Origin of the sequence: uncultured Sphingomonas sp. (genome assembly GCF_964243315.1) — a bacterium.
Taxonomy (GTDB): domain Bacteria; phylum Pseudomonadota; class Alphaproteobacteria; order Sphingomonadales; family Sphingomonadaceae; genus Sphingomonas.
In genome coordinates this window covers 1-19,076 of record NZ_CAXTEM010000031.1, presented here as the reverse complement: position 1 = coordinate 19,076, position 19,076 = coordinate 1, and the positions used below count along the sequence as shown (strand labels likewise).

General features: G+C 69.0%; 19 protein-coding genes. 4 read left to right on the top strand and 15 right to left on the bottom strand.

The genetic code is table 11. The features are described 5' to 3' along the window. The first annotated feature begins 24 nt into the window (after positions 1-24). Positions 25-858, top strand: coding sequence for a SirB1 family protein (locus ACFE77_RS10300; RefSeq protein ID WP_375421550.1), 834 nt, complete (start codon positions 25-27; stop codon positions 856-858). A gap of 8 nt (positions 859-866) precedes the next feature. On the opposite strand, the gene ACFE77_RS10295 is transcribed toward ACFE77_RS10300, so the two are convergent. Genes ACFE77_RS10295 through ACFE77_RS10270 form a run of 6 tightly spaced genes read right to left on the bottom strand, consistent with a single transcriptional unit; the run spans position 867 to position 5,739 of the window. Further along, positions 867-1,925, bottom strand: coding sequence for a lipocalin-like domain-containing protein (locus ACFE77_RS10295; protein WP_375421549.1), 1,059 nt, complete (start codon positions 1,923-1,925; stop codon positions 867-869). Continuing rightward, entirely contained in the window at positions 1,925-4,453 is a 2,529-nt protein-coding gene (locus tag ACFE77_RS10290) for an FtsX-like permease family protein (protein WP_375421548.1), read from the bottom strand. The genes ACFE77_RS10295 and ACFE77_RS10290 overlap by 1 nt, the downstream gene beginning before the upstream one ends. Further along, positions 4,443-5,156 carry an ABC transporter ATP-binding protein gene (locus tag ACFE77_RS10285; RefSeq protein ID WP_375421547.1) on the bottom strand — a complete coding sequence of 238 codons (714 nt, stop codon included), beginning with the start codon at positions 5,154-5,156 and terminating at the stop codon, positions 4,443-4,445. The genes ACFE77_RS10290 and ACFE77_RS10285 overlap by 11 nt, the downstream gene beginning before the upstream one ends. Before the next feature lie 60 nt (positions 5,157-5,216). Further along, the gene (locus ACFE77_RS10280) at positions 5,217-5,363 is read right to left on the bottom strand and encodes a hypothetical protein (RefSeq protein WP_375421546.1); all 147 of its coding nucleotides are present in this window, start codon (positions 5,361-5,363) and stop codon (positions 5,217-5,219) included. 3 nt (positions 5,364-5,366) lie between these two features. Further along, a complete protein-coding gene (locus tag ACFE77_RS10275; RefSeq protein ID WP_375421545.1) occupies positions 5,367-5,552 on the bottom strand; it encodes a hypothetical protein in 186 nt (61 codons plus the stop codon). A 37-nt stretch (positions 5,553-5,589) separates the two neighbouring features. Continuing rightward, entirely contained in the window at positions 5,590-5,739 is a 150-nt protein-coding gene (locus ACFE77_RS10270; protein WP_375421544.1) for a hypothetical protein, read from the bottom strand. 117 nt (positions 5,740-5,856) lie between these two features. Here ACFE77_RS10270 and ACFE77_RS10265 point away from each other — a divergent pair, with 117 nt between their 5' ends. Further along, a complete protein-coding gene (locus tag ACFE77_RS10265; protein ID WP_375421543.1) occupies positions 5,857-6,960 on the top strand; it encodes a spore photoproduct lyase family protein in 1,104 nt (367 codons plus the stop codon). Positions 6,961-7,000: 40 nt separating this feature from the next. Here ACFE77_RS10265 and ACFE77_RS10260 read toward each other — a convergent pair whose 3' ends face one another. The 9 genes from ACFE77_RS10260 to ACFE77_RS10220 all read right to left on the bottom strand — a co-directional run bounded on the left by ACFE77_RS10260 (position 7,001) and on the right by ACFE77_RS10220 (position 17,434). Continuing rightward, positions 7,001-8,113, bottom strand: coding sequence for an alpha/beta hydrolase family esterase (locus tag ACFE77_RS10260; RefSeq protein WP_375421542.1), 1,113 nt, complete (start codon positions 8,111-8,113; stop codon positions 7,001-7,003). Positions 8,114-8,193: 80 nt separating this feature from the next. Continuing rightward, the gene (locus tag ACFE77_RS10255; RefSeq protein ID WP_375421541.1) at positions 8,194-9,474 is read right to left on the bottom strand and encodes a cation:proton antiporter; all 1,281 of its coding nucleotides are present in this window, start codon (positions 9,472-9,474) and stop codon (positions 8,194-8,196) included. Then, the gene (locus tag ACFE77_RS10250; RefSeq protein WP_375421540.1) at positions 9,471-11,333 is read right to left on the bottom strand and encodes a YhjD/YihY/BrkB family envelope integrity protein; all 1,863 of its coding nucleotides are present in this window, start codon (positions 11,331-11,333) and stop codon (positions 9,471-9,473) included. Before ACFE77_RS10250 ends, ACFE77_RS10255 begins: the two co-directional genes overlap by 4 nt. A gap of 88 nt (positions 11,334-11,421) precedes the next feature. After that, a complete protein-coding gene (locus ACFE77_RS10245; RefSeq protein ID WP_375421572.1) occupies positions 11,422-12,663 on the bottom strand; it encodes an N-succinylarginine dihydrolase in 1,242 nt (413 codons plus the stop codon). Further along, complete coding sequence (locus ACFE77_RS10240) at positions 12,660-13,676, bottom strand: arginine N-succinyltransferase (protein ID WP_375421539.1); 1,017 nt, start codon at positions 13,674-13,676, stop codon at positions 12,660-12,662. Before ACFE77_RS10240 ends, ACFE77_RS10245 begins: the two co-directional genes overlap by 4 nt. Beyond that, the gene (locus tag ACFE77_RS10235; protein ID WP_375421538.1) at positions 13,673-14,881 is read right to left on the bottom strand and encodes a hydrolase; all 1,209 of its coding nucleotides are present in this window, start codon (positions 14,879-14,881) and stop codon (positions 13,673-13,675) included. Before ACFE77_RS10235 ends, ACFE77_RS10240 begins: the two co-directional genes overlap by 4 nt. Positions 14,882-14,934: 53 nt before the next feature. Then, complete coding sequence (locus tag ACFE77_RS10230) at positions 14,935-15,867, bottom strand: YdiY family protein (RefSeq protein WP_375421537.1); 933 nt, start codon at positions 15,865-15,867, stop codon at positions 14,935-14,937. Positions 15,868-15,906: 39 nt separating this feature from the next. Next, positions 15,907-16,401, bottom strand: a complete 495-nt coding sequence (locus tag ACFE77_RS10225; RefSeq protein ID WP_375421536.1) for an RNA pyrophosphohydrolase — start codon at positions 16,399-16,401, stop codon at positions 15,907-15,909. 19 nt (positions 16,402-16,420) lie between these two features. Beyond that, the gene (locus ACFE77_RS10220) at positions 16,421-17,434 is read right to left on the bottom strand and encodes an alpha/beta hydrolase (RefSeq protein WP_375421535.1); all 1,014 of its coding nucleotides are present in this window, start codon (positions 17,432-17,434) and stop codon (positions 16,421-16,423) included. 57 nt (positions 17,435-17,491) lie between these two features. On the opposite strand from ACFE77_RS10220, the gene ACFE77_RS10215 reads away from it, so the two are divergent. Both ACFE77_RS10215 and ACFE77_RS10210 read left to right on the top strand, forming a co-directional pair. Further along, on the top strand, positions 17,492-18,406 hold the full coding sequence (locus ACFE77_RS10215; RefSeq protein WP_375421534.1) for a histone deacetylase: 915 nt from the start codon (positions 17,492-17,494) through the stop codon (positions 18,404-18,406). A 108-nt stretch (positions 18,407-18,514) separates the two neighbouring features. After that, positions 18,515-19,076: 2-oxoacid:acceptor oxidoreductase family protein (locus ACFE77_RS10210; protein WP_375421533.1), on the top strand; the 562-nt coding region annotated here is incomplete at its 3' end.

Genomic DNA, 19,076 nt, shown 5'->3' with positions numbered 1-19,076 from the left:
TCGCCGCCGCCACGGCATTGCAGCGTGAGGCCGCGTTCCCATCTGTCTGCGATGCAGGAAGATCTCATCCGCCTCGGGCTCGTCGACGACGACGACATCATGCTCGACGAAGCCGCGCTCACGTTGGCGCTGCTCGATCATCCGGACGCAGATCCGGACGAATATGAGCAGATGCTCGGCAGTCTGTCGCTCCGCCTCGAGGAGGGCGCCGGTGACGCCGCCAGCGCGCACGACCATGCCGAGGCCCTGTCGCGCGTCTTCGCCGAGGAATATGGCTTCACCGGCGACGCGGAGACATACGACGATCCGGCGAACGCCGATCTGATCCAGGTGATCGAGCGTCGTCGCGGCCTGCCGGTCGCGCTGTCGATACTTTACGTGGCCGCTGCCCGGCGGCTGGGCTGGATGGCGAACGTCCTTGACGTCCCCGGCCATGTCCTCGTCCTGCTGGGCGAGGATGCCGCGCCGGTGATCGTCGATCCGTTCCGCGGCGGCGCCCGTGTCGATCGCGATCAGCTCGCGGCGATGCTGACAGCCACCGACTCGGGCCAGCGCGCCGCGGTTCGCCATGTCGCCGCGATGCCGAATCGCGCCGTGCTCGTGCGTTTGCTAACGAACCAGGCGACGCGTGCGGAGCAGGCGGGCAAGGGGCGCCGCGCGCTCGATCTATACGGCCGCATGACGCTGATTGCGCCCGACTATGGGCAGGCCTGGTGGGAGCGCGCGCGACTGGAGCATATCGACGACGACGTGCCCGCGGCGCGACGCAGTCTCACCGCGATGCTGGAGATCACGCGCGATCCGCAGATGCGCGGCGTGGTGACCAGTGCCCTCGATGCGCTCGGCGCCGCTCGGTAGGCCCAAGTCTACATCTCGAGCGCGCGATCATAGCCGGTCAGCTCGAGATAGCCGCGACCCCCGCTGGTCCGGACCGCGCCCTCCCAATAAACCGGGAGTCCGCTGCGTCGCGCGTCGAGCTCCTGCGCTGCGAACAGCGGTCGTAGTCGCCAGCGCATGATCCGCGGCCCGACGCGGATGCCGACCTCCTGCGTCACGGGATAGGTCGCGCCCGTGGCCGCGCTCCGCCATGTGGCGAGCGGGCGGAAGGTCACGTCCTGCGGCGACAGTACCGTCACGCTGCCGTCGCGGCGGCGGTACGATCCGCCTGCCCACACCGTCCCGCCGCCCTTGCGCCGGATCCGGAACGCCATCAGCGCGGAGCCATCGTCGAAGTTGAGCCCGGTCCAGTCCCAGCCCTGCGCATTGGGCGCGAGGTAGTTGGACGACCATTCGCGGTCGAGCCACGCCTCGCCGGTGACGGGCTCGACCCGCGTGCCGCGACGGACGCTTCCGCTGACCCGCAGGTGCGGAACGGAGTAGTAATAGCTGGCCTCCTCCACGCGCGGTCCCTTGCGGCTGTAGCCGCCTTGCCCCTGTGGCAGCGGCGGCTGGGTCGGGCGGAAGTCGAGTTGCAGTGCGAAGCCGTCCGCCGCGACCCGGGTGCGCCAGCGGCCATCCGGGACACGCCGCAACCGCCAGTCGCGGATCGCGACGTCGCCATCGCCGGTCCGCGCGCCGGCCAGCCCGAAGCCGCCCCGCGCCGCGCGCTCGCCGTGGAGCAGCCTTCCGTTTGCCGATAGCGCCGCATGCGCGAACAGCACCTGCCGCGCGGCGAAACGGCTGGGGTTGCCAGCGTCGCCGGGTGGTCGCGTCTGGAAGAAGGTCACCTGGAAGCCCAGGTCCTCGCCCGTTGCGGTGCGCAGCCATCCGGTGACGTACCACCATTCGGTGCGGAACAGCGGGTGCGCCCCATGGTCGGCGGGGAAGCGCAGCACGATGCCGGGCCGCACCGCGGGATACGGCGTCGCCGCAGGCGCAGCCACGGCGATCGCCGCCAGCCACCCGATCATCAACGACGCCCGCATCACCAATCCTCCCGAACCGACTGGATCGCGCTCGCCGCGGTGGCGCGGCGTCCGGCGAGCACCGCGGTGACCGCCGCCGCACCGGTCAACGCCGCCGCGACCGCGATCAGCGTGCGGAGGGGGATGCGGGTCGCCATCGTCCAGTTGAAGGACTGCGGATTGATCACGTGGATCAGCACCTGCGCAAGGATCAGCCCCAGCCCGATCCCGGCGAGCGCGCCGGTCAGGCCGACGATCGCGCCTTCGATCGCGAGCATGTCGGTGAGCTGGCGCCGCGTCAGCCCGAGGTGGCGGAGCATGCCGAATTCGCGCTCGCGCGCGATCGTCTGCGCCGACATCGTCGCGGCGACCCCTGCCAGCCCGACCAGGATCGCGACCGCCTCGAGCAGATAGGTCACCGCGAAGCTGCGGTCGAACAGCGTCAGCGCCAGCTTGCGAAGCGTTGCCGGCAAGGTCACCTCGACTTGATCGCGCAGGGCCACGGGTAGCCGCGCGGTGAGGGCGCTCGCCACCCGCGGGGCGTCGGCTCCGCCCTCGATCGTCGCGGAGATCTCGTCGCGCCCGTCGTCGCCCGTCAACCGCTGGTAGTCGCCTTCGTCGACAAGCACCGCGCCCGCCTGCCGCCCGTAGTCGCGCCACACGCCCGCGACGAAGAAAGGCGTCCGCCCCGCGATCGGCAGCACGATCGTCTCGCCAGGGTCCCACCCGTAGAGCCGCTGCGCGGGTTCCGAGACCCACACCGGCAGCGCCCCCGCGGGAAGCGCCGGCGCGCGATCGATCAGTACAAGCAGCGGATCGCGGCCGTTCCGCTCAGGTCGCGCGATCAGGCTGATCGCGGGACGATCGGCGGCGATGGTGAGGGGCAGCTGTCGGCTGAACGCCAGGCTGGCGATGCCCGGCGTAGTCGCCAGTCGAGCGCGCGTCGCAGGGTCGAAGCTCGCGCCGGCGGTCGTCCGCATGTACAGGTCGGCCCCGAGAACCTGGCCCAGCCAATCGTCCACCGCGCCGCGGAAACTGGTCACCATCGTCGCCATCGCGATCATCAATGCGGTCGACGCGACGATCCCGCACAGCGCCGTCGCCGCCTCGCTCGGCGCGCCGTGGAGATGCCGGATCGCGAGTTGCGCGGGAACGCTGCGGTGCGCCCGCTGTGCCAGCGGCGCGAGCAGCGTGCGCGCGAACCACGGCACGCCCGCCACGCCGCCCGCCAGCATCAACGCCATACCTGCGAAGCCGAACAACGGCAGCCCCTCGATCGCGGGCAACAGCGACGCGCCCGCACCCGCGGCCAGCAACGCCGCTGCGGGCCACCAGGCGATCCGCCGCCGCGGGTCGATCACGTCGCCGGCGTTCTTCAGCGCCGCCGCTGGGGCAGCCCGCGCGGCTACGCGGGCGGGCAGCGCACTGCCGAGGCAGGCGGCGACCAGCCCGAGCGCGAAGAAGCCCATTGCTGCGACGGGCTGGAACACGACGCGCGTGGGCCCCTCGTTGAAATAGCCCGCACCCAGATCACCGCCGAACCAGTGTAGCGCCGCCCATGCCAGGCCATAGCCCGCGACCAGACCGACCGCTGCGCCGACCAGCCCGATCGCGAGCCCTTCGACGACGACCGCCGCGATCACCCCGCCGCGTGGCATGCCCAGCGTTCGCAGCAGCGCGAAGGCACGTTGGCGGCGGACCACCGACAAGGACTGCGCGGAATAGACCAGGAAGCCGCCGGTCAGGAGCGCGACGAGCGCGAGCATGTCGAGATTGACCCGATAAGCACGGGACAGCGACTCGCCCTGCGCGCCTTGTGCCTCCGCGGTCGACAGGATCGCGTCCGCTGGCAGCAACGCCCGGAGCGCCGTCTCCGCGGTCGCGCGATCGCTCAAGGCGAGATCCAGCCGGTCGATTCGCCCGAGCTTGCCGAACCGCCATTGCGCCGCGGCGATGTCGATCACGCCGATCGCCGCTGCATCGCCCGCGGCGGGCAGCGTGCCCGCCACCCGCAGCGGCACCGATCGGCCGTTCGCGATCACCGTGACCCGAGAACCCACCGCCACCCGGGCCCGCATCATCGCAGCACGCGACAGGAACAGCGCCTCCTGATCGAACGCCGCGTCGTTGCCGGCGTCCGGCCCGCGCGGCCTGATGCCGATCAGCGTCGGGGTCACCGCCGCGGCGCGGATCACGTCGACCCCCAGCAGCGACAGCCGCGTCGATCCGATCCGCGCGTCGAGGCGCACCACTGGGCTTGCATCGGCAACGCCCGCTGCACCGATCACGCGCGGATAGATCTGCTCGTCGAAGCCGAGCGGGCTGCTCGCCGTGATCGATAGCTCGGCGGCGCCGTTGACCCCGCGGATCGCCCCGTCAAACGACGCCAGCGCCGAACCGTTGACCAGGTGGACCGCGAAGCCCAGCGCGACGCCGACCGCGATCGCGACCGCGGTCATGACGAAGCGGGCAGGGTGGAAGCGCCACTCGCCAGCGATCAGCCAGCCGAGCGCGAGCCGGCCCGACCACGACCCCGGCTCAGCCGCCATTGCGATCGATCAGCCCATCGCTGCCAAGCGTCAGCACGCGGTCCGCGATCGACGCGCTGGCTGCGGAATGCGTGACCATGACGCCCGCGGCGCCATTCTCGCGGACCGCAGCGGCGAACAGCGCCAGCACCCGCTCGGCGGTCTCGGGATCGAGATTGCCGGTCGGTTCGTCGGCGAGGATCAGGGCCGGGCGGTGGACCAGTGCGCGCGCGATCGCGACGCGCTGCAGTTCGCCACCCGACAGATCGCGGGCGTAATCGTTGCCGCGTCCGCCGAGGCCGACGGCGTCGAGCATCGCCTGCGCGCGTCCGGCTGCGGCATCGGCATCGGGCGAGATCAGGGCGAGTGGCAGCGCGACGTTCTGTGCGAGCGTGAGATAGGGCAGGATGTGGAAGGCCTGGAAGACGAACCCGATCCGCTCCCGGCGCAACCTGGTGCGCGCGGTCTCGTCGAGCCTGCCAAGGACGACGCCGTCGATCGCGACGCTGCCTTCGTCGGCATCGTCGAGTCCGGCGAGGATGTTGAGCAGCGTCGACTTGCCGACCCCGGACTCACCGATGATCGCCACCAGCTCGCCGGCCGCGACATCGAGATCGAGCCCGCGAAACAATCGCCGCGGTCCCGGGACCGACTTGCCGAGCGAGCGGACGGCGAGCAGCGGCGGCCGATCGGGCAGGGGCGGCGGTTGGACGATCGCTAGCATCGCAGCGACGCAACGCTATGGCGGCATCGCCCCGTCATCGACGATGCGCCGCCATATCGCTTATTCGCCGCCCTGGACGAACATGTCGTCGGTATCGACTTCGTGCGTGACCTTCTTGACCAGATCGGGCGTATTCTGCTGGTCGGCGGCGCCTTCGACCAGGTTGGTCGGGTCGGCGGCCGGGTTGGGGTGGTCGGGATCGGCCATGGCTCAGGAGAGCTCGCCGAGCGGAGCGGCTGCCTCGGCATCGCTCGGCTCCATGTCGTCCTTGTCGGCGGTCGGCCCGCCGGCATCGTCGTCCATTGGGACCATCGTAGGGTCGGTCACCGCATCGGCGATGGTCGGCTGTACGCTGGCGTCGGCTGCGGCATCGATGCTGTCGGGTTCGTCGGTCATCGTCGTCTCCATCAAGTTCGTTGGTCCGCAGAGTGTATCAGCTCGGATCGTCTTGTGACTCGTCCAAGCGCCGCTTGGCTGCGGCCGCCGCTTCCGCGGTCTGCATGTCGGGTACGCCGGCGTCGCGCTCAGCCTCGGCAAGCTTGATGACCTCGGCGTCGCTTGTGGCGCTATCTTGATCGGACATGTGGCTCTCCTGTCGTGATGTCCCAACGCCAGCAACGCGCATTCGGACGCACGGAAAGGATAGGGCGTTCTCATTCGTACGCATGTAACCCGATCGCCCGGTGGGCGTTGTCCGAGAATGGAAACCCTCGCCATTACCGCGCCCCCCGAACGTGCCGCAGCCGATCCGCCCGCGCGATCGTGGCGGCCCAAGCGCGTGCTGGTCGCGCGGTCGGCGCTGGAATGGGAGCATGGCCGGGCGATCGCGGCGCGGGCCGAAGCGCTCGGGATCGATGTCGAGGTCCTCGCGTCGGACCGGTTGGGGCTGGCCTTCCCCGACGACGAGCGTCGCGCCTACTCGCTTGCCAAGCAGACGCTGGCGGTGGTCGTCGCGTCGCCCTCCAAGCGTCGGCTGCAGCCGATCGCGCCGTCGGCGGATTGGCGGGTCGATCTCGCTGAGGGCTGCCCCGCGCATTGCAGCTATTGCTACCTCGCCGGCTCGTTGAAGGGGCCACCGATCACGCGCGCCTATGCCAATCTGCCGGAGATCCTTGCCGAACTACCGCCGCATCTCGGCACCGGCAAGGTCACGTCGCGTTCGGTACGGCGCGCGCATGAGGGCACGACCTTCGAGGCGAGTTGCTACACCGATCCGCTGGCGCTGGAGCATCTCACCGGATCGTTGTCGGCGACGATCCGCTATTTCGGCGAGTGGGAGGCGAGCGCGCAACTGCGCTTCACCAGCAAGTTTGCCGCGGTCGAACCGCTGCTCGGGCTCGATCATGCCGGGCGGACGCGGATGCGCGCCTCGGTCAATCCGGCGCCGTTCGCGCGGTTCGAGGGCGGCACCAGCCCAGTCGCTGCGCGCCTGGCGGCGCTGGCACGGATGGCGGCGGCCGGCTATCCGGTCGGGCTGACGGTCGCCCCGATCATCGCCGCGCCCGGCTGGGAGGAAGCCTATGCCGCGCTGATCACGCAGGCCGCGGCGCTGCTGGCCGATGTGCCGGACCTCACGATCGAGCTCATCACCCACCGGTACTCGCCGACGTCTAAGTCGGTGCTCGAAAGCTGGTATCCCGGCTCCGACCTCGAGATGGGCGCCCCGAACCGCGCGGAGAAGCGGACCAAGTTCGGGTCCCTCAAGTACGTCTACGACGCCGACACGATGCGCGCGCTGCGGTCGTTCTTCGAGGCGGAGATCGCGCGCATGCTGCCGCAGGCGCGGATCCTGTACTGGACTTGAGGCGGGGCGACGGAGTGGGTGGGAGCGAGGGCGGTCGAAGCTACTTCATCAAGCCGGCGGCGCGCATGGCGTCCTCGATCACCTTCTGGACGCCCGCAGCGACCAGAGGACGCGGCGAAGCGGTCGCGCGTGCCGCTGCCTTTGGCGCTGGCTCCGGCGTCAGGCGGCGTGCTGCCGTCGGTGCCTTGGCCTGAGCACCGGCCGGCACGATCCCCCAGGATCGCGCGATCGCGGCGGTGCTGTCGATCCCGGCATCGAGCATATAGGGCCCAACCGCGCCGAGACGATCTGGGCCGGCGGGATCGATCGGCACGCCGTGTCCCATCGCAGCGATTCGCCAGGTCTCGACGACCACCCGGCCACCGTGACTCCAGCTGCTATGCTCCCAGCCCGCGCCATGCTCGACCCTGGCGGGTGCGGCGCCTGCGCCGTGAACGCCACGCCACTGCGCAGCGAGGTGATCGGCATTGGCTACGGCCACCGTCGGGTCGGCGCCGCCGTGCCAGATCGAGACGGTCGGGATGCGCCCTGCGTTCGTCCCCGATACCCGCGCGACCGACTCGATCAGCGCCGCAGTGCCGCGATCCTCGCGCCCCGCCATTCGGCCGAGCGCCGCCGACACGCCGGGCGCGCCGCCATAGGGCAGCCCGCCGATGATCGCGCCACCCGCGAACATCTCGGGGTAAGTGGCGAGCATCACCGTGGTCATCGCACCGCCTGCGGACAGGCCGGTGACGTAGATCCGGTCGCGGTCGAGGCCATGTGCGGCGACCATCGCGTCGACCATCTGCGCGATCGATTCGGCCTCGCCGCCGCTGCGGACGACGTCGAGCGATTCGAACCAGTTGAAGCACAAGTTCATGTTATTGCTGCGGGATTGTTCGGGAAATAGCAGCGCGAAACCCGCACGATCGGCCAGTGTCGACCAGCCGGTGCCGGCATCGTAGCCAGCCGCGGTCTGTGTGCAGCCGTGCAGGACGACCACCAAAGGCGCTCCCGGCGCCAGGCCGGCGGGGACGTGCTGCCACGCAGTCAGCGCGCCCGGGTTACTGCCGAACCCGGTCAGCGGGGTCAGGCGGCTCGATCCCTTGGTGGCAGGTTGCGTCGGCAGGCGGTTGGCGGCCAGCTTCGCCAGGGTTTCGGAAATTCGCATCGTGTCGCTCCTCGGTCGCTAGCAGCGACCATCATGAGACCAACGTTACGCCAATCGGTTCGTTGCTGCACTGCACAATTTCATGTCGTCGCAGCATCATCCGCGTCGGGATCGCGGCCCTGTTGGCGGTCGAGCGAGCGCATGATCGGCGTCACCGTCAGCCCGTGCAGGAGGATCGACAACAGCACGACGACACCGAGAAGTCCCCAGAGTCGTTCGGCCGCGGCGATATCCGCATGGTTCAGCCCGTAAGCCAGATAATAGATCGAGCCGACGCCGCGGATGCCGAAGAACGCCAGCGTCAGCCGCTCGCCGCGATCCGCCTTCAGGCCGGCTAGTCCGATCAAGCCGGTCACCGGTCTGATAACCAGCAGGATGACCAGCGCGACAGCGACGTCGATCCACGATACCGGCGCGAGCAGACCGCTGACCAGCGCGCCGCCGAACAGCAACAACAGGACCATCATCGCGATGCGTTCGATCTGTTCGGTGACGTCGTGCATGTCGCGCTGAAATTCATGCTCGCGGTGCGTGTGACGGAAGCTCAGTGCGGTGACGAACACCGCCAGGAAGCCATAGCCATGGATGATCTCGGTCAGGCCGTAGGACACGAAGGTTGCGGCGATCGCGATCAGCCCGTCGCCGGTCGCGACCAGCTTGGTCTCCGCGGGAACGTGAAAGGTCAGCCAGCCGAAGGTACGCCCGATCGCCCATCCCGCGGCGACGCCGATGCCGATCTCCCAGAAGACGCGATAGCCGAGCCACTCGCCGAACCAAGGTTCGGTGCCCGCGGTGGCCGCCAGGATGATCGCGAGATGGACGAAGGGGAAGGCGAAGCCGTCGTTGAGCCCCGCTTCCGAGGTTAGGCCGAAGCGGACCTCGTCCTCCTCGCCGGTCTTGGGCGGCCCGACCTGGACGTCGGACGCGAGCACCGGATCGGTCGGCGCGAGGCTTGCGGCGAGCAGCAGCGCCACGGCCCAGGGCAGTCCGAGCGTTGACCACAGCAACGCCGCGATCGCGAGGATGCCGAGCGGCATCGTGATCGCGAGCAATCGCCACGTCACGCCCCAGTGGCGCCAGTGAAACACCCGATCGATCTTCAGCCCGGCGCCCATCAGCGCGATGATCACGACGAACTCGGCGAAACGCTCGGTGATCTCAGGGTAAAGGATCGGCAGCGGGCGCAGCGTGACCTGCGGAAACGAGAAGATCGCCGCGCCGAGCGCGATGCACACGATCGGCAAGGACAGAGGGAGGCGCTTGAGCGCGAGCGGCAGCCACGCGACGAGTGCGACCAGCAGGCCGAAACCGGTGACGATCAGGATGTACGATTCGGGCAGCCAATGGTCGGGAATGCTCATTGTCCCAATGGCGATGCGTCATAGTCCGCGAGCAATGCCGCGACGTCATCGTAGAGTGCTACCGCCCCCGCGCGGCGCAGCACCGCGTCGGAGAACCCACCCGATCGCACCGCGATCGCTGCGATCCCGCACTTGGCCGCCGCTGTGACATCGTAGGGCGTGTCGCCGATGACGATTACCTCGTCCGGCTTGAGCGGCGCCACCTTCTTCAGGGCCGCTGCGAAGATGTCGCCGGCGGGCTTGGAGGTGCGGACGTCGTCGCTGCTGGTAGTGGCCGCTAGGATCGATCGAATATCGAGCAGCTTGGCGTAATGCGACACCTCCTTGCCGTCGGCGGACGAGGCGAGCACCGGCTTCTGCCCGCGGTCGTGGACCGCCTGAATCAGCGCCGCGGCGGCGGAGAAGGGCTGGACGCGATCGATATAGCGTTGCTTGAAGATCTCGCCGTGGCGCTTGCTGAGCGCCTTGATCAAACCGTCGGTTGCGCCGGGCACCAGGCTTGGCACCAGCAGGTCGCCACCTTTGCCGATCTGGCCGCGGACGGTGTCGGGATCGAACGACAGATTGCGTTCGGCGAACGCGGTCACCCATGCCTCGACGTGGAATTCGTTGCTGTCCACCAGCGTGCCGTCGACATCGAAAAGCACCGCCTTGATCCGCTTATCGATCGGCGGCGTCCGCTTGCGCCCGATCCAGGCCAGCGCGGCGGCGCCGCCGAGCAGCGCCGCGCCCGGCCCAGCGCTACCGCGCCGAAGCAGGCTCAGGCCGAGCGTTGCGGCGAGCGACCCGGACCAGCCCACCTTGGGCAGCCCCACCAAATGCGCGGCGTTGCTGCCTGCACGGCTGGTGGCGAAGGCGGCGCGGGTTCCGGTCGACGTGGAAGTCGGCTTCTCGTCGGCCGGTTGTCTTCGGGCGGTGTCGTCGCTCGCGACGTGATCCGCGACCCAAGCGCCGCGCTCGCCGACCGGCGCATCGCCGCGCGTGGTGTCCTGCGCGGTCTGATGCTCCAACTCGGAATTGAGCTCCGCGCCGAAGATCAGGATGTAGCTCGACAGGTACAGCCAGGTAAGCGTCACCACGACGGCGCCGAGCGATCCGTAGGTCGCGTTGTAGTTGCCGAAATTGGCGACATAGATGCCGAAGCCGATCGTCAGCGCCAGCCAGAGCAAGGCTGCCAGCAGCGAACCCGGCGTCAGCCACACCCATTCCGCGCGCCGCCGCGCCGGGCCGTAGCGGTACAGCGTCGCCGCCGCGCCTGCCCCGGCAAGCAGCAGCAGGACATAGGCTGCGACCTTGCCCGCGACGATGACGAACCCTGGCGCGGCGGGCAGCAGGCTTTCGAGATGGCCGAGCGCGGCGATCGCGATCAGCGCGATGATCGCGACGATCACCGCGGTTGCGGTCATCGCCAAGGCGAGCAGGTTGACCCGCAGGAAACCGCGACTTTCCTTTTCCTCATACGCGATGTTGAGCGCGGTGATCACCGCACCCGCCCCGTTGCGCGCGCCGAACAGGGCCAGCGCGAGCGCCAGCAGCAGCCCGAAGCCTTTCTTGCCGTCCGACGTCCTAACGACGTTCATCAACTGTTCGCCGACCAGCTTCGCGGCGTCGGCGGGCATCACGGAGGTGAGTTGCATCATGTCGCGCATCACCGTCTGCGGATCGGCGACGATGCCGTAGACCAGCACCATCGCGCCGAGCAGCGGCACGATCGCCAGGAACCCGTAGAACGCGACCCCGGCGGCGATCAGCCCGACATTGTCAGCGCTGGTTTCCGCCCAGGTGCGCTTGGCGACCGCGATCCAGCCCGCAAGCGGCATCCGCCATGGGCTGGTCGCATCATGTCCTTGATCGTTCACGCTGATTTTCGCCTCTGCCGGCCCTGATCGGGATCAGGACCTAACCGCCGCGGCGAGCGCACGTTCCCTGTAAACGCCGCGCGTTGATCTAGGTATGCACGTCCAGCGCGGCGTAGAGCGATGCCGTCGCGGCTTCGATCGTGGCGATCAGCGCACGGTCGGCGATCGCATCGGGCGCGATGTGTTCGGGCCAATGCCGTTCGATGACTTGTTCAATCAGGTCGAGCTTAACGTCGTCGACCAGGAAGCGCGGATCGACCGTCGCGGGATCGGCGACGACCCGCAGGCGCAGGCATGCCGGGCCGCCGCCATTGGCCATCGACTCGCGCACGTCGACGATCGAAAGTCGGCGGATCGGGCCGTTGCCCGCGATCATGGTCTCTAGCCAGCGGCGCACGTTGACGGCGGCGCTGACCTCACCGGGCAAGACCAGTGCCATGCCGCCGGTGGTGGTCACGAGCTGCGCGTTGAACAGATAGGACGACACCGCGTCGGCAAGGCTGACCGCGCTCGCGGGGACCTCCACGATCTCGACGCTCGGCAGCAGGCGGCGCAGGTCGGCGTAGAACCCGTCGCGATCGGCGAAGGCGTGTTCGTGGGTGAACAGCACGCGTTCGTTGGCGACTGCGACGACGTCGTTGTGGAACGCGCCGGCCGCGATCGCGGCGTCGGACTGGCGCACGAACAGCGTGCGGGCGGGATCGAGCCGATGCGCGCGCGCGACCGCCTCGCTCGCCTCACGGTGCTGGCGGGCAGGGAAAGGGCCGCCTGCGACGCCGTAGACGAAGACCTCGACCCCGGCGGCATCATGGCCGTCGCACAGGCGCATGTGGTTGGCGGCGCCCTCGTCCCCGAACGGCGCCGGCACCGGACCGTGTACGACGAACGCCGGATCGGCGAACGCCTGGCGTAGCTGCGCCAGCGTCCAGTGCCATTCGTGGCTGCGGTGCGGCATCGTCACGAGGTTGGCGACAGTGAGGTGGCAACGGCCGTCAGCGGTATCGGGCGCGGGTGAGACGGTCGCGGCGTTGGCCGCCCACATCGCCGATGCCGACAGCGCCTGCGCCTTCAGGTGCAGCGGCGCATCGTCATAGGTCGTCGCCAGCTCGTCGAGCCAGCGATGATCGGGACGCGGATGGGGCAGCAGGATGCCCTGACTCAGTCCGAGCGCGATGTTCGCGCGCATCTTGGCGATCCCCTGCAACGCCGCCGTGCGGGGCTGCGAGCCGCGACCGGCGTTGCGGGTCGCCGCGAGGTTCCCCGGCGACAGGCCGGCGTAATTGTGGCTCGGCCCGACGATCCCGTCGAAATTGATCTCGCGGAGCATCAGAGCCTCGGCACGTGGAGCACGACGTCGTCCTCGCCGACGCCGAGTGCTGCGGCGCAATCTGGCGCCAGTACGATCCCGTCGCCGACCGGGCGGACCTTGCCGAATGCGCATCTGAAGTCCGCCAGCCGCCCGGTGGCGATGAGCGAGTCGGTGCCGCCATCCGCATCGACCGCGACGATCGACGCCTCGCGGGCTTCGGCGATCGATCGGACCCGGTCGGTGCGGGTGGTCATGGTCGGACCGCCGTCGAAGATGTCGACGTAATTCTCGTAGTGGAAGCCCTCATTCTCCAGCATCCGCATCGCCGCGCGTCCCGACGGGTGCGGCAGGCCGATCGCCGCGCGCGCGGTTTCCGACAGCATCGCGGTGTAGATCGGGTGCTTCGGCATCAGATCGGCGATGAACTGGTGCCCGTTGATCGCGTTGAACTGGTCGGCGTCCTGAAAGTTCATCCCGAAGAAGCGGCCGGCGAGCCCGTCCCAGAAGGGCGATCCGCCCGCCTCGTCGATCACCCCGCGCAGCTCGGCCAGGATGCGGTCGGCGAAGCGCGCGCGGTGCGCACGGATGAACAGATATCGGCTGCGCGCCAGCAACAGCCCGAGCCCCCCGGCGCGCTCTCCGGGGTGGAGGAACAGCCCACCGACCTCGCACGCTCCCTCGAGATCGGTGGTCAGCGCGAGCATCTCGGCGCGGAAGGTGCGCTTCAGATGCTCGCTATGCTGGGTCAGCGTGCCGAGCCGGTAGCTGTAGAACGGATGCCGCTGCCCGACCTGGGTGAACAGCTGGCAGGTGCCGCGCACCTCGCCGGTCTCGACATGTTCGAGCACCAGCACGAACAGCTCGTCCGCGATCGTCATCTCGTCGCGGGCGAAAGCGGCGGCGCTGCGCTCCACCTTGGTGGCGAGGGCGCGACGATCGGGCGGCAGGTTGGTGAAGCCGCCGCCGGTCAGCTTGGCCATCTCGTAGAGGTGCTGGAGATCGCCGTCGACCGCGGCGCGAATGCGGAAGCTCACAGGCCGCCCCTTTCGGCGATCCGCAGCACGGTAACCGCGGACAGCGCCGCCCGCTCGGCCAGGCTGTCGACGATCATGAATTCCTCCGAAGAATGGATGGCACCCCCGCGCACGCCCATCGTGTCGACCACCGGCACTCCCGCCGCGGCGATGTTGTTGCCGTCGCACACTCCGCCGGTCGCGCGCCACCCGATGTCGAGCCCGAGATCGCCGCCCGCGGCGCGAACCAGCTCGAACAGCCTGGCGGCCCCGTCGTCGATCGGCTTGGGCGGACGGTTGAAGCCGCCGTGCACGCTGACATGGACCTCGTGCTCGGCCGCGACCATCGCCACCGCGCCGTCGATATGCGCCTGCGCGCGGACGATGTCGTCGAGGGTTGCCGGGCGGAAGTTGACGCGGAGCACGGCGAGATCGGGCACCACATTGTTGGGGCCGCCCCCGTCGATCCGAGCCGGATTGACCGCGAGGCGAGGGCCGCGCGCCTTGGCGAGCCGCACCGCGAGATCGGCTGCCGCTACGATCGCGTTGCGGCCGTCCTCCGGATTGCGGCCCGCATGCGCGCTGCGCCCCCGAACGACAATCGAGAAATTGCCGGTGCCCCCGCGTGCCCCCGCCAGCGTGCCGTCGGCGAGCGCGGGTTCATAGGTCAGCGCGGCGACCTTGCCCTGCGCGGTGCGGGCGAGCAGCGCGGCGGAGGAGAAGGAGCCGGTCTCCTCGTCGGAATTGATCACCACGTCGTAGCCGATGCGCGGGGCGATAGGGCTGGCCTCGACCGCGGACAACGCCGCGAGCATTACCGCGAGCCCGCCCTTCATGTCCGCGGTGCCCGGGCCGTTGATTGTGCCGTCGCCGCGGTCGGTGAGCGTCTGGAATGGGTGGTCGACCGGGTAGACGGTGTCCATGTGTCCGGTGAACAGCATCCGGGTCGGGGCCTCGGGGCGGACCGACAGATGGAGATGGCGACCATGGTCGAGCATCGACACGCTGCCATCGGCGGCGACGCTTTCGACCGGGTCGGCATCGACCAGCGTGATCTCGCCGGGTAGTACCGCGAAGGCATCCGCGAGCGACGCGGCCATGCGCGCGACGCCGGCAAGGTTGCGCGTGCCGCTGTTGACCGCGGCCCACGCCTCGACCTGCGCGAGCATCGCCGGCTGGTCGATGCGCTCGACGGTCTTGGCCTCGGTGTGTGACATGGCGCTCATGCTTCATCCCTAGAGGGGAAAGCGGAGCGGTCAAATCGCGGTGATACGCTCGCCTAGAAGCTATAGACCAGCGACGCTCGGCTCGTCGTGTCGGTCGATACCGATCCGAGCGGCGGCATGCTCTCATATTGGACGTTGTACGACACCTGTGCCGACAACGGCCCGATCAGACGGGCGTTAAGCGCGGTGGTGCCGCTCAGGGTCGAATTGAAGCGCTGGACATAGGCGGATCCCTGCTGGTTGATCGACAGGCCGGGCAGCAAGCGCCAATTGAACGCGAGCGTGCCGCGGGCGGCGGCGCTGCTCTGCACCGTCTCGTCGGTGAAATAGGTGTGTCGGAACGCGGGGCCGAGTTCGATATCGAGCCGCACGGCGGGCGACTTGATCGCGCTGTAGCCGACCCCCGCCGACGCCGAGAAGCGGTCGTAATAGCCGAGGAAGCGGTCGCCCTCGTATTGCGCCGCCCCATAGGCGTAGAGCCGGTCGTCGAACTTGAAGTTGGGTTCGTACGACGCGAGGTAATGCTCGCGCGTCGCGATCCCCTGGTTCTCGTTGTAGTCCGCCTGCGCGCGGAACTTGTGTCGCCAGCGCAGCCCTTCGCGGGTCGCGGCCAACACCGCGGTAAGCCCCAGCGTATCGGAGTTGCCGGTCGTCAGGAAACCGCCGACCTCGGCGCGGCCCGACCATAGATCGAACATGCTGGCCTCGCGGATCGTCTTGCTGCGTTCCGCAGCGCGATCGCTCCGCCACTTCTCCGCGATGCCGAGCACCACGTCGGCGCTCGCGGGATCGGCCAGCCGCGCATATTTGACGATCGTCGAGACCTCGCCCTCGTTGCCCGATGCCAGCGCCGCGTCGAGCATCGCCTTGATCCCGGCCGGGACCGGGATGGCATTGTCGTCCACCAACGCAACGTCGGCGTTGCCCAGCAGCAACGGCGCGGCAGCACCGAGCAACACGAAGGAGAGGCGAGGGAAGCAAGGCACGCGCGCTTCCTATAGGCCCACAATCGTCGCGAAAAGCCGTTACCGCGATGCGGCAGCGTCGAGATGTGGCGCGAACGCGGCCAAGACCGCCTCGTACAATGCCTTTTTGAACGGCACGATGATCGTCGGCAGGTCGGCGGGGTCGGCCCAGCGCCAAGCGCGGAACTCCTCATGCACGGTCGCGATGTCCACGTGGCGGTCCTCGCCCAGGAATCGATACAGGAACCAGCGCTGGCGCTGGCCGCGCCACCGGCCTTTCCAGACCTTGCCGATCATCTCGGGCGGCAGATCATAGAACAGTTCGTCCGGCGCGACCGCGACCAGTTCGACCAGATCGGGCGCGATCCCGGTCTCCTCGCCGAGCTCGCGAAGCGCCGCAGCCCCGGCATCTTCGCCCTCGTCGATCCCGCCTTGCGGCATCTGCCAGGCTTCCAACGTGGAATCGACGCGCTGGCCGACGAACACCTTGCCGTCGCGGTTGAGCAGCATGATCCCGGCGCAGGGGCGATAGGGCAAGGAGGCTAGATCGGTCATCTGAGTCCTTCGCTCGTCGTCAGCCGGCTGCCTGGGCCATGACGCGGTGCGCCTCGGCCTCGACGATCATCGTCTTCAGCGCCGCGAGATAGGCGGCGACATCGCCCTGGCTGGAGGGGATCGCCTGGCGGATGGTGACGAAGCCGTGGATGTTGCCGACCGCCTCGCGGAATACCACCGGCACCCCCACCTCGATCAGCGCGGCCGCATAGGCGCGGCCCTGGTCGCGGATCGGATCGAGGCTGGCGGTGATCACCACCGCAGGCGGCAAGCCGTGCAGATCGGCTTGTAGCGGCGAGGTGCGGGCGTGGTTGATGTCGGCGGCATAGGCGTCCGCGAACCACTTCAACGTGTCGCGGGTGAGCAGATAGCCTTCGCCGAACGCGGTCGACGACGGGAACTCGCGGGTCATGTCGACCGCGGGGTAGATCGGGGCCTGCACGATCACCGGCACCGCGGCGGGATCGTCGCGTAACGCCAGCGCCACGACGATCGCGAGATTGCCGCCGGCGCTGTCGCCGCTGACGATCAGGCTCGTCACCACGCGCCCGAGCTCGCCCGGGCTGCTGGCGACCCAGCGCGTCGCCGCCTCGCAATCGTCGGGAGCCGCGGGCCAGGCGTGTTCGGGCGCGAGCCGATAGTCGACAGAGACGACCGGCAGGTTCAACACCCGCGACATCTCCGCGCAGATGCTCGCATGCGTGTCGATGTCGCCGATGACGAAGCCGCCGCCATGATAGAAGACCAGCGCCGGTCCCGGCTCGCGCGATGCCGCGACGTCGAACAGGCGTGCGGGGATCCCCCCCGCGGGACCGGGGATCGACAGGTCGACGATCGTCGCCAGCTCGCCGATCGGCAGTTCGGCGACGCTGCCCATCATCGTGAACATCTGTCGCGCGGTCGGCGCGTCGAGTTCGTGAGTCTTGGGGCCGGGCGCGGCGTTGAGGTAATCGAGGAAGCCGCGAACGTCGGCGCGGACGAAGGGCGTCGGATTTGCGGCTACGGTGGGAGAGTCGATCAACGTATCGGTCATGGCGCGGCTCTCCAATGCCCGCTTGGGCGCGGGGCTGTCGGCGCCTATCTATGCGGCGTGATCGCGATCGTCCATCACCCGGCCTATGTCGCCCCGGCGCCCGCGCGCTCGACCTATCGCTGGAACAAGAACGGCCTGATCCGCGACCTGTTGCTGGCAGAAGGAGCCGCGGTGGCGTGGCACCAGCCCGAGCCGATGCCGCGGCAGTGGCTCGAGGCGGTCCACGACGCCGACTATGTCGCCGAGGTGATCGAGGCCCGGGTGCCGTACGAGAAGACCCGCAGGATCGGCTTTCCGATCACGCCCGAGGTCGCGGCGCGCGCGGTCACGGTGCCCGGCGGCACCTGGCTCGCGGCGATGCTCGCGTTCGAGCACGGCTTCGCGGCCAACACCGCCGGGGGCAGCCACCATGCACTCGCGAATACCGGCGCGGGCTATTGCGTGTTCAACGACCTCGCGATCGCGGCGGTTCGGCTGATCGAGGAAGGCACCGTCGCCCGCCTGCTGGTGGTCGATTGCGATGTCCACCAGGGCGACGGCACCGCATCGCTGCTCGCCGGACGACCGGGCATCGCCACCTATTCGATCCATGCGGAGAAGAACTTCCCGGTTCGCAAGGCGCGCTCGACGCTCGACGTCGGGCTGCCCGACGGTGTCGGTGACGATGCTTATCTGGAGCAGCTGGAGTCGTCGCTGGTGCCGCTGCTCGACGAACTCCGCCCGGAGATCGTGCTCTATCAGGCAGGCGTCGACCCGTACGACGGTGACCGCCTCGGGCGGCTGTCGCTGACGCTCGACGGCTTGCTGCGTCGCGAGCGGCTGATCGCGGAGCTGATGAAGACGCGCGGTATTCCGGTCGCGAGCACCGTCGGCGGCGGCTATGGCAACGATGCGCACGAGATCGCGACGCGGCACGTAGCGACGATCATGGCGCTTGGGCGGGCTTTCGCAGCGGTGCCGCTGCCCGTTTAGGCCCCGTTTGGGCAAAGCCGGGTTGCGGCGAGGCGAGATCATTCTACGTTGGTACTGCAGCGCCCCGGACCTAGAGAGCGCGCCAACGACGTCCGACAGGAAGCAAGAATGGCAACCGCCGCCCACGAAGTGACTCCCGCCGAATCCTCGGCCCATCCCCCAGCCGACTCCATCGTGGTGCGCTTCGCCGGAGACTCCGGCGACGGCATGCAGCTGACTGGTGGCCAGTTCACCCTGTCGACCGCACTGGCGGGTAACGACCTTGCGACCTTCCCCGATTTTCCCGCGGAGATCCGCGCGCCGCAGGGGACGCTGTTCGGCGTCTCCGCTTTCCAGATCAATTTCGGGTCGACCGCAATCGAGACCGCGGGCGACCAGCCCGACGTGCTGGTGGCGATGAACCCGGCCGCGCTCAAGACGAACGTTCAGGCGCTGAAAGCCGGCGGGCTGATCATCGCCGACGAGGGCGAGTTCGGCGAGCGCAACCTCGCCAAGGCGAAGTACGACGCAAATCCGCTGACCGACGGCAGCCTCGACAAGTGGCAATTGATGAGCTTCAACATCTCGCAGCTGACGCTCGATGCGGTCAAGCCGTTCGGGCTCGGCAACAAGGAAGCGCTGCGCTGCAAGAACATGTGGACGCTGGGGCTGGCGCTCTGGATGTTCGACC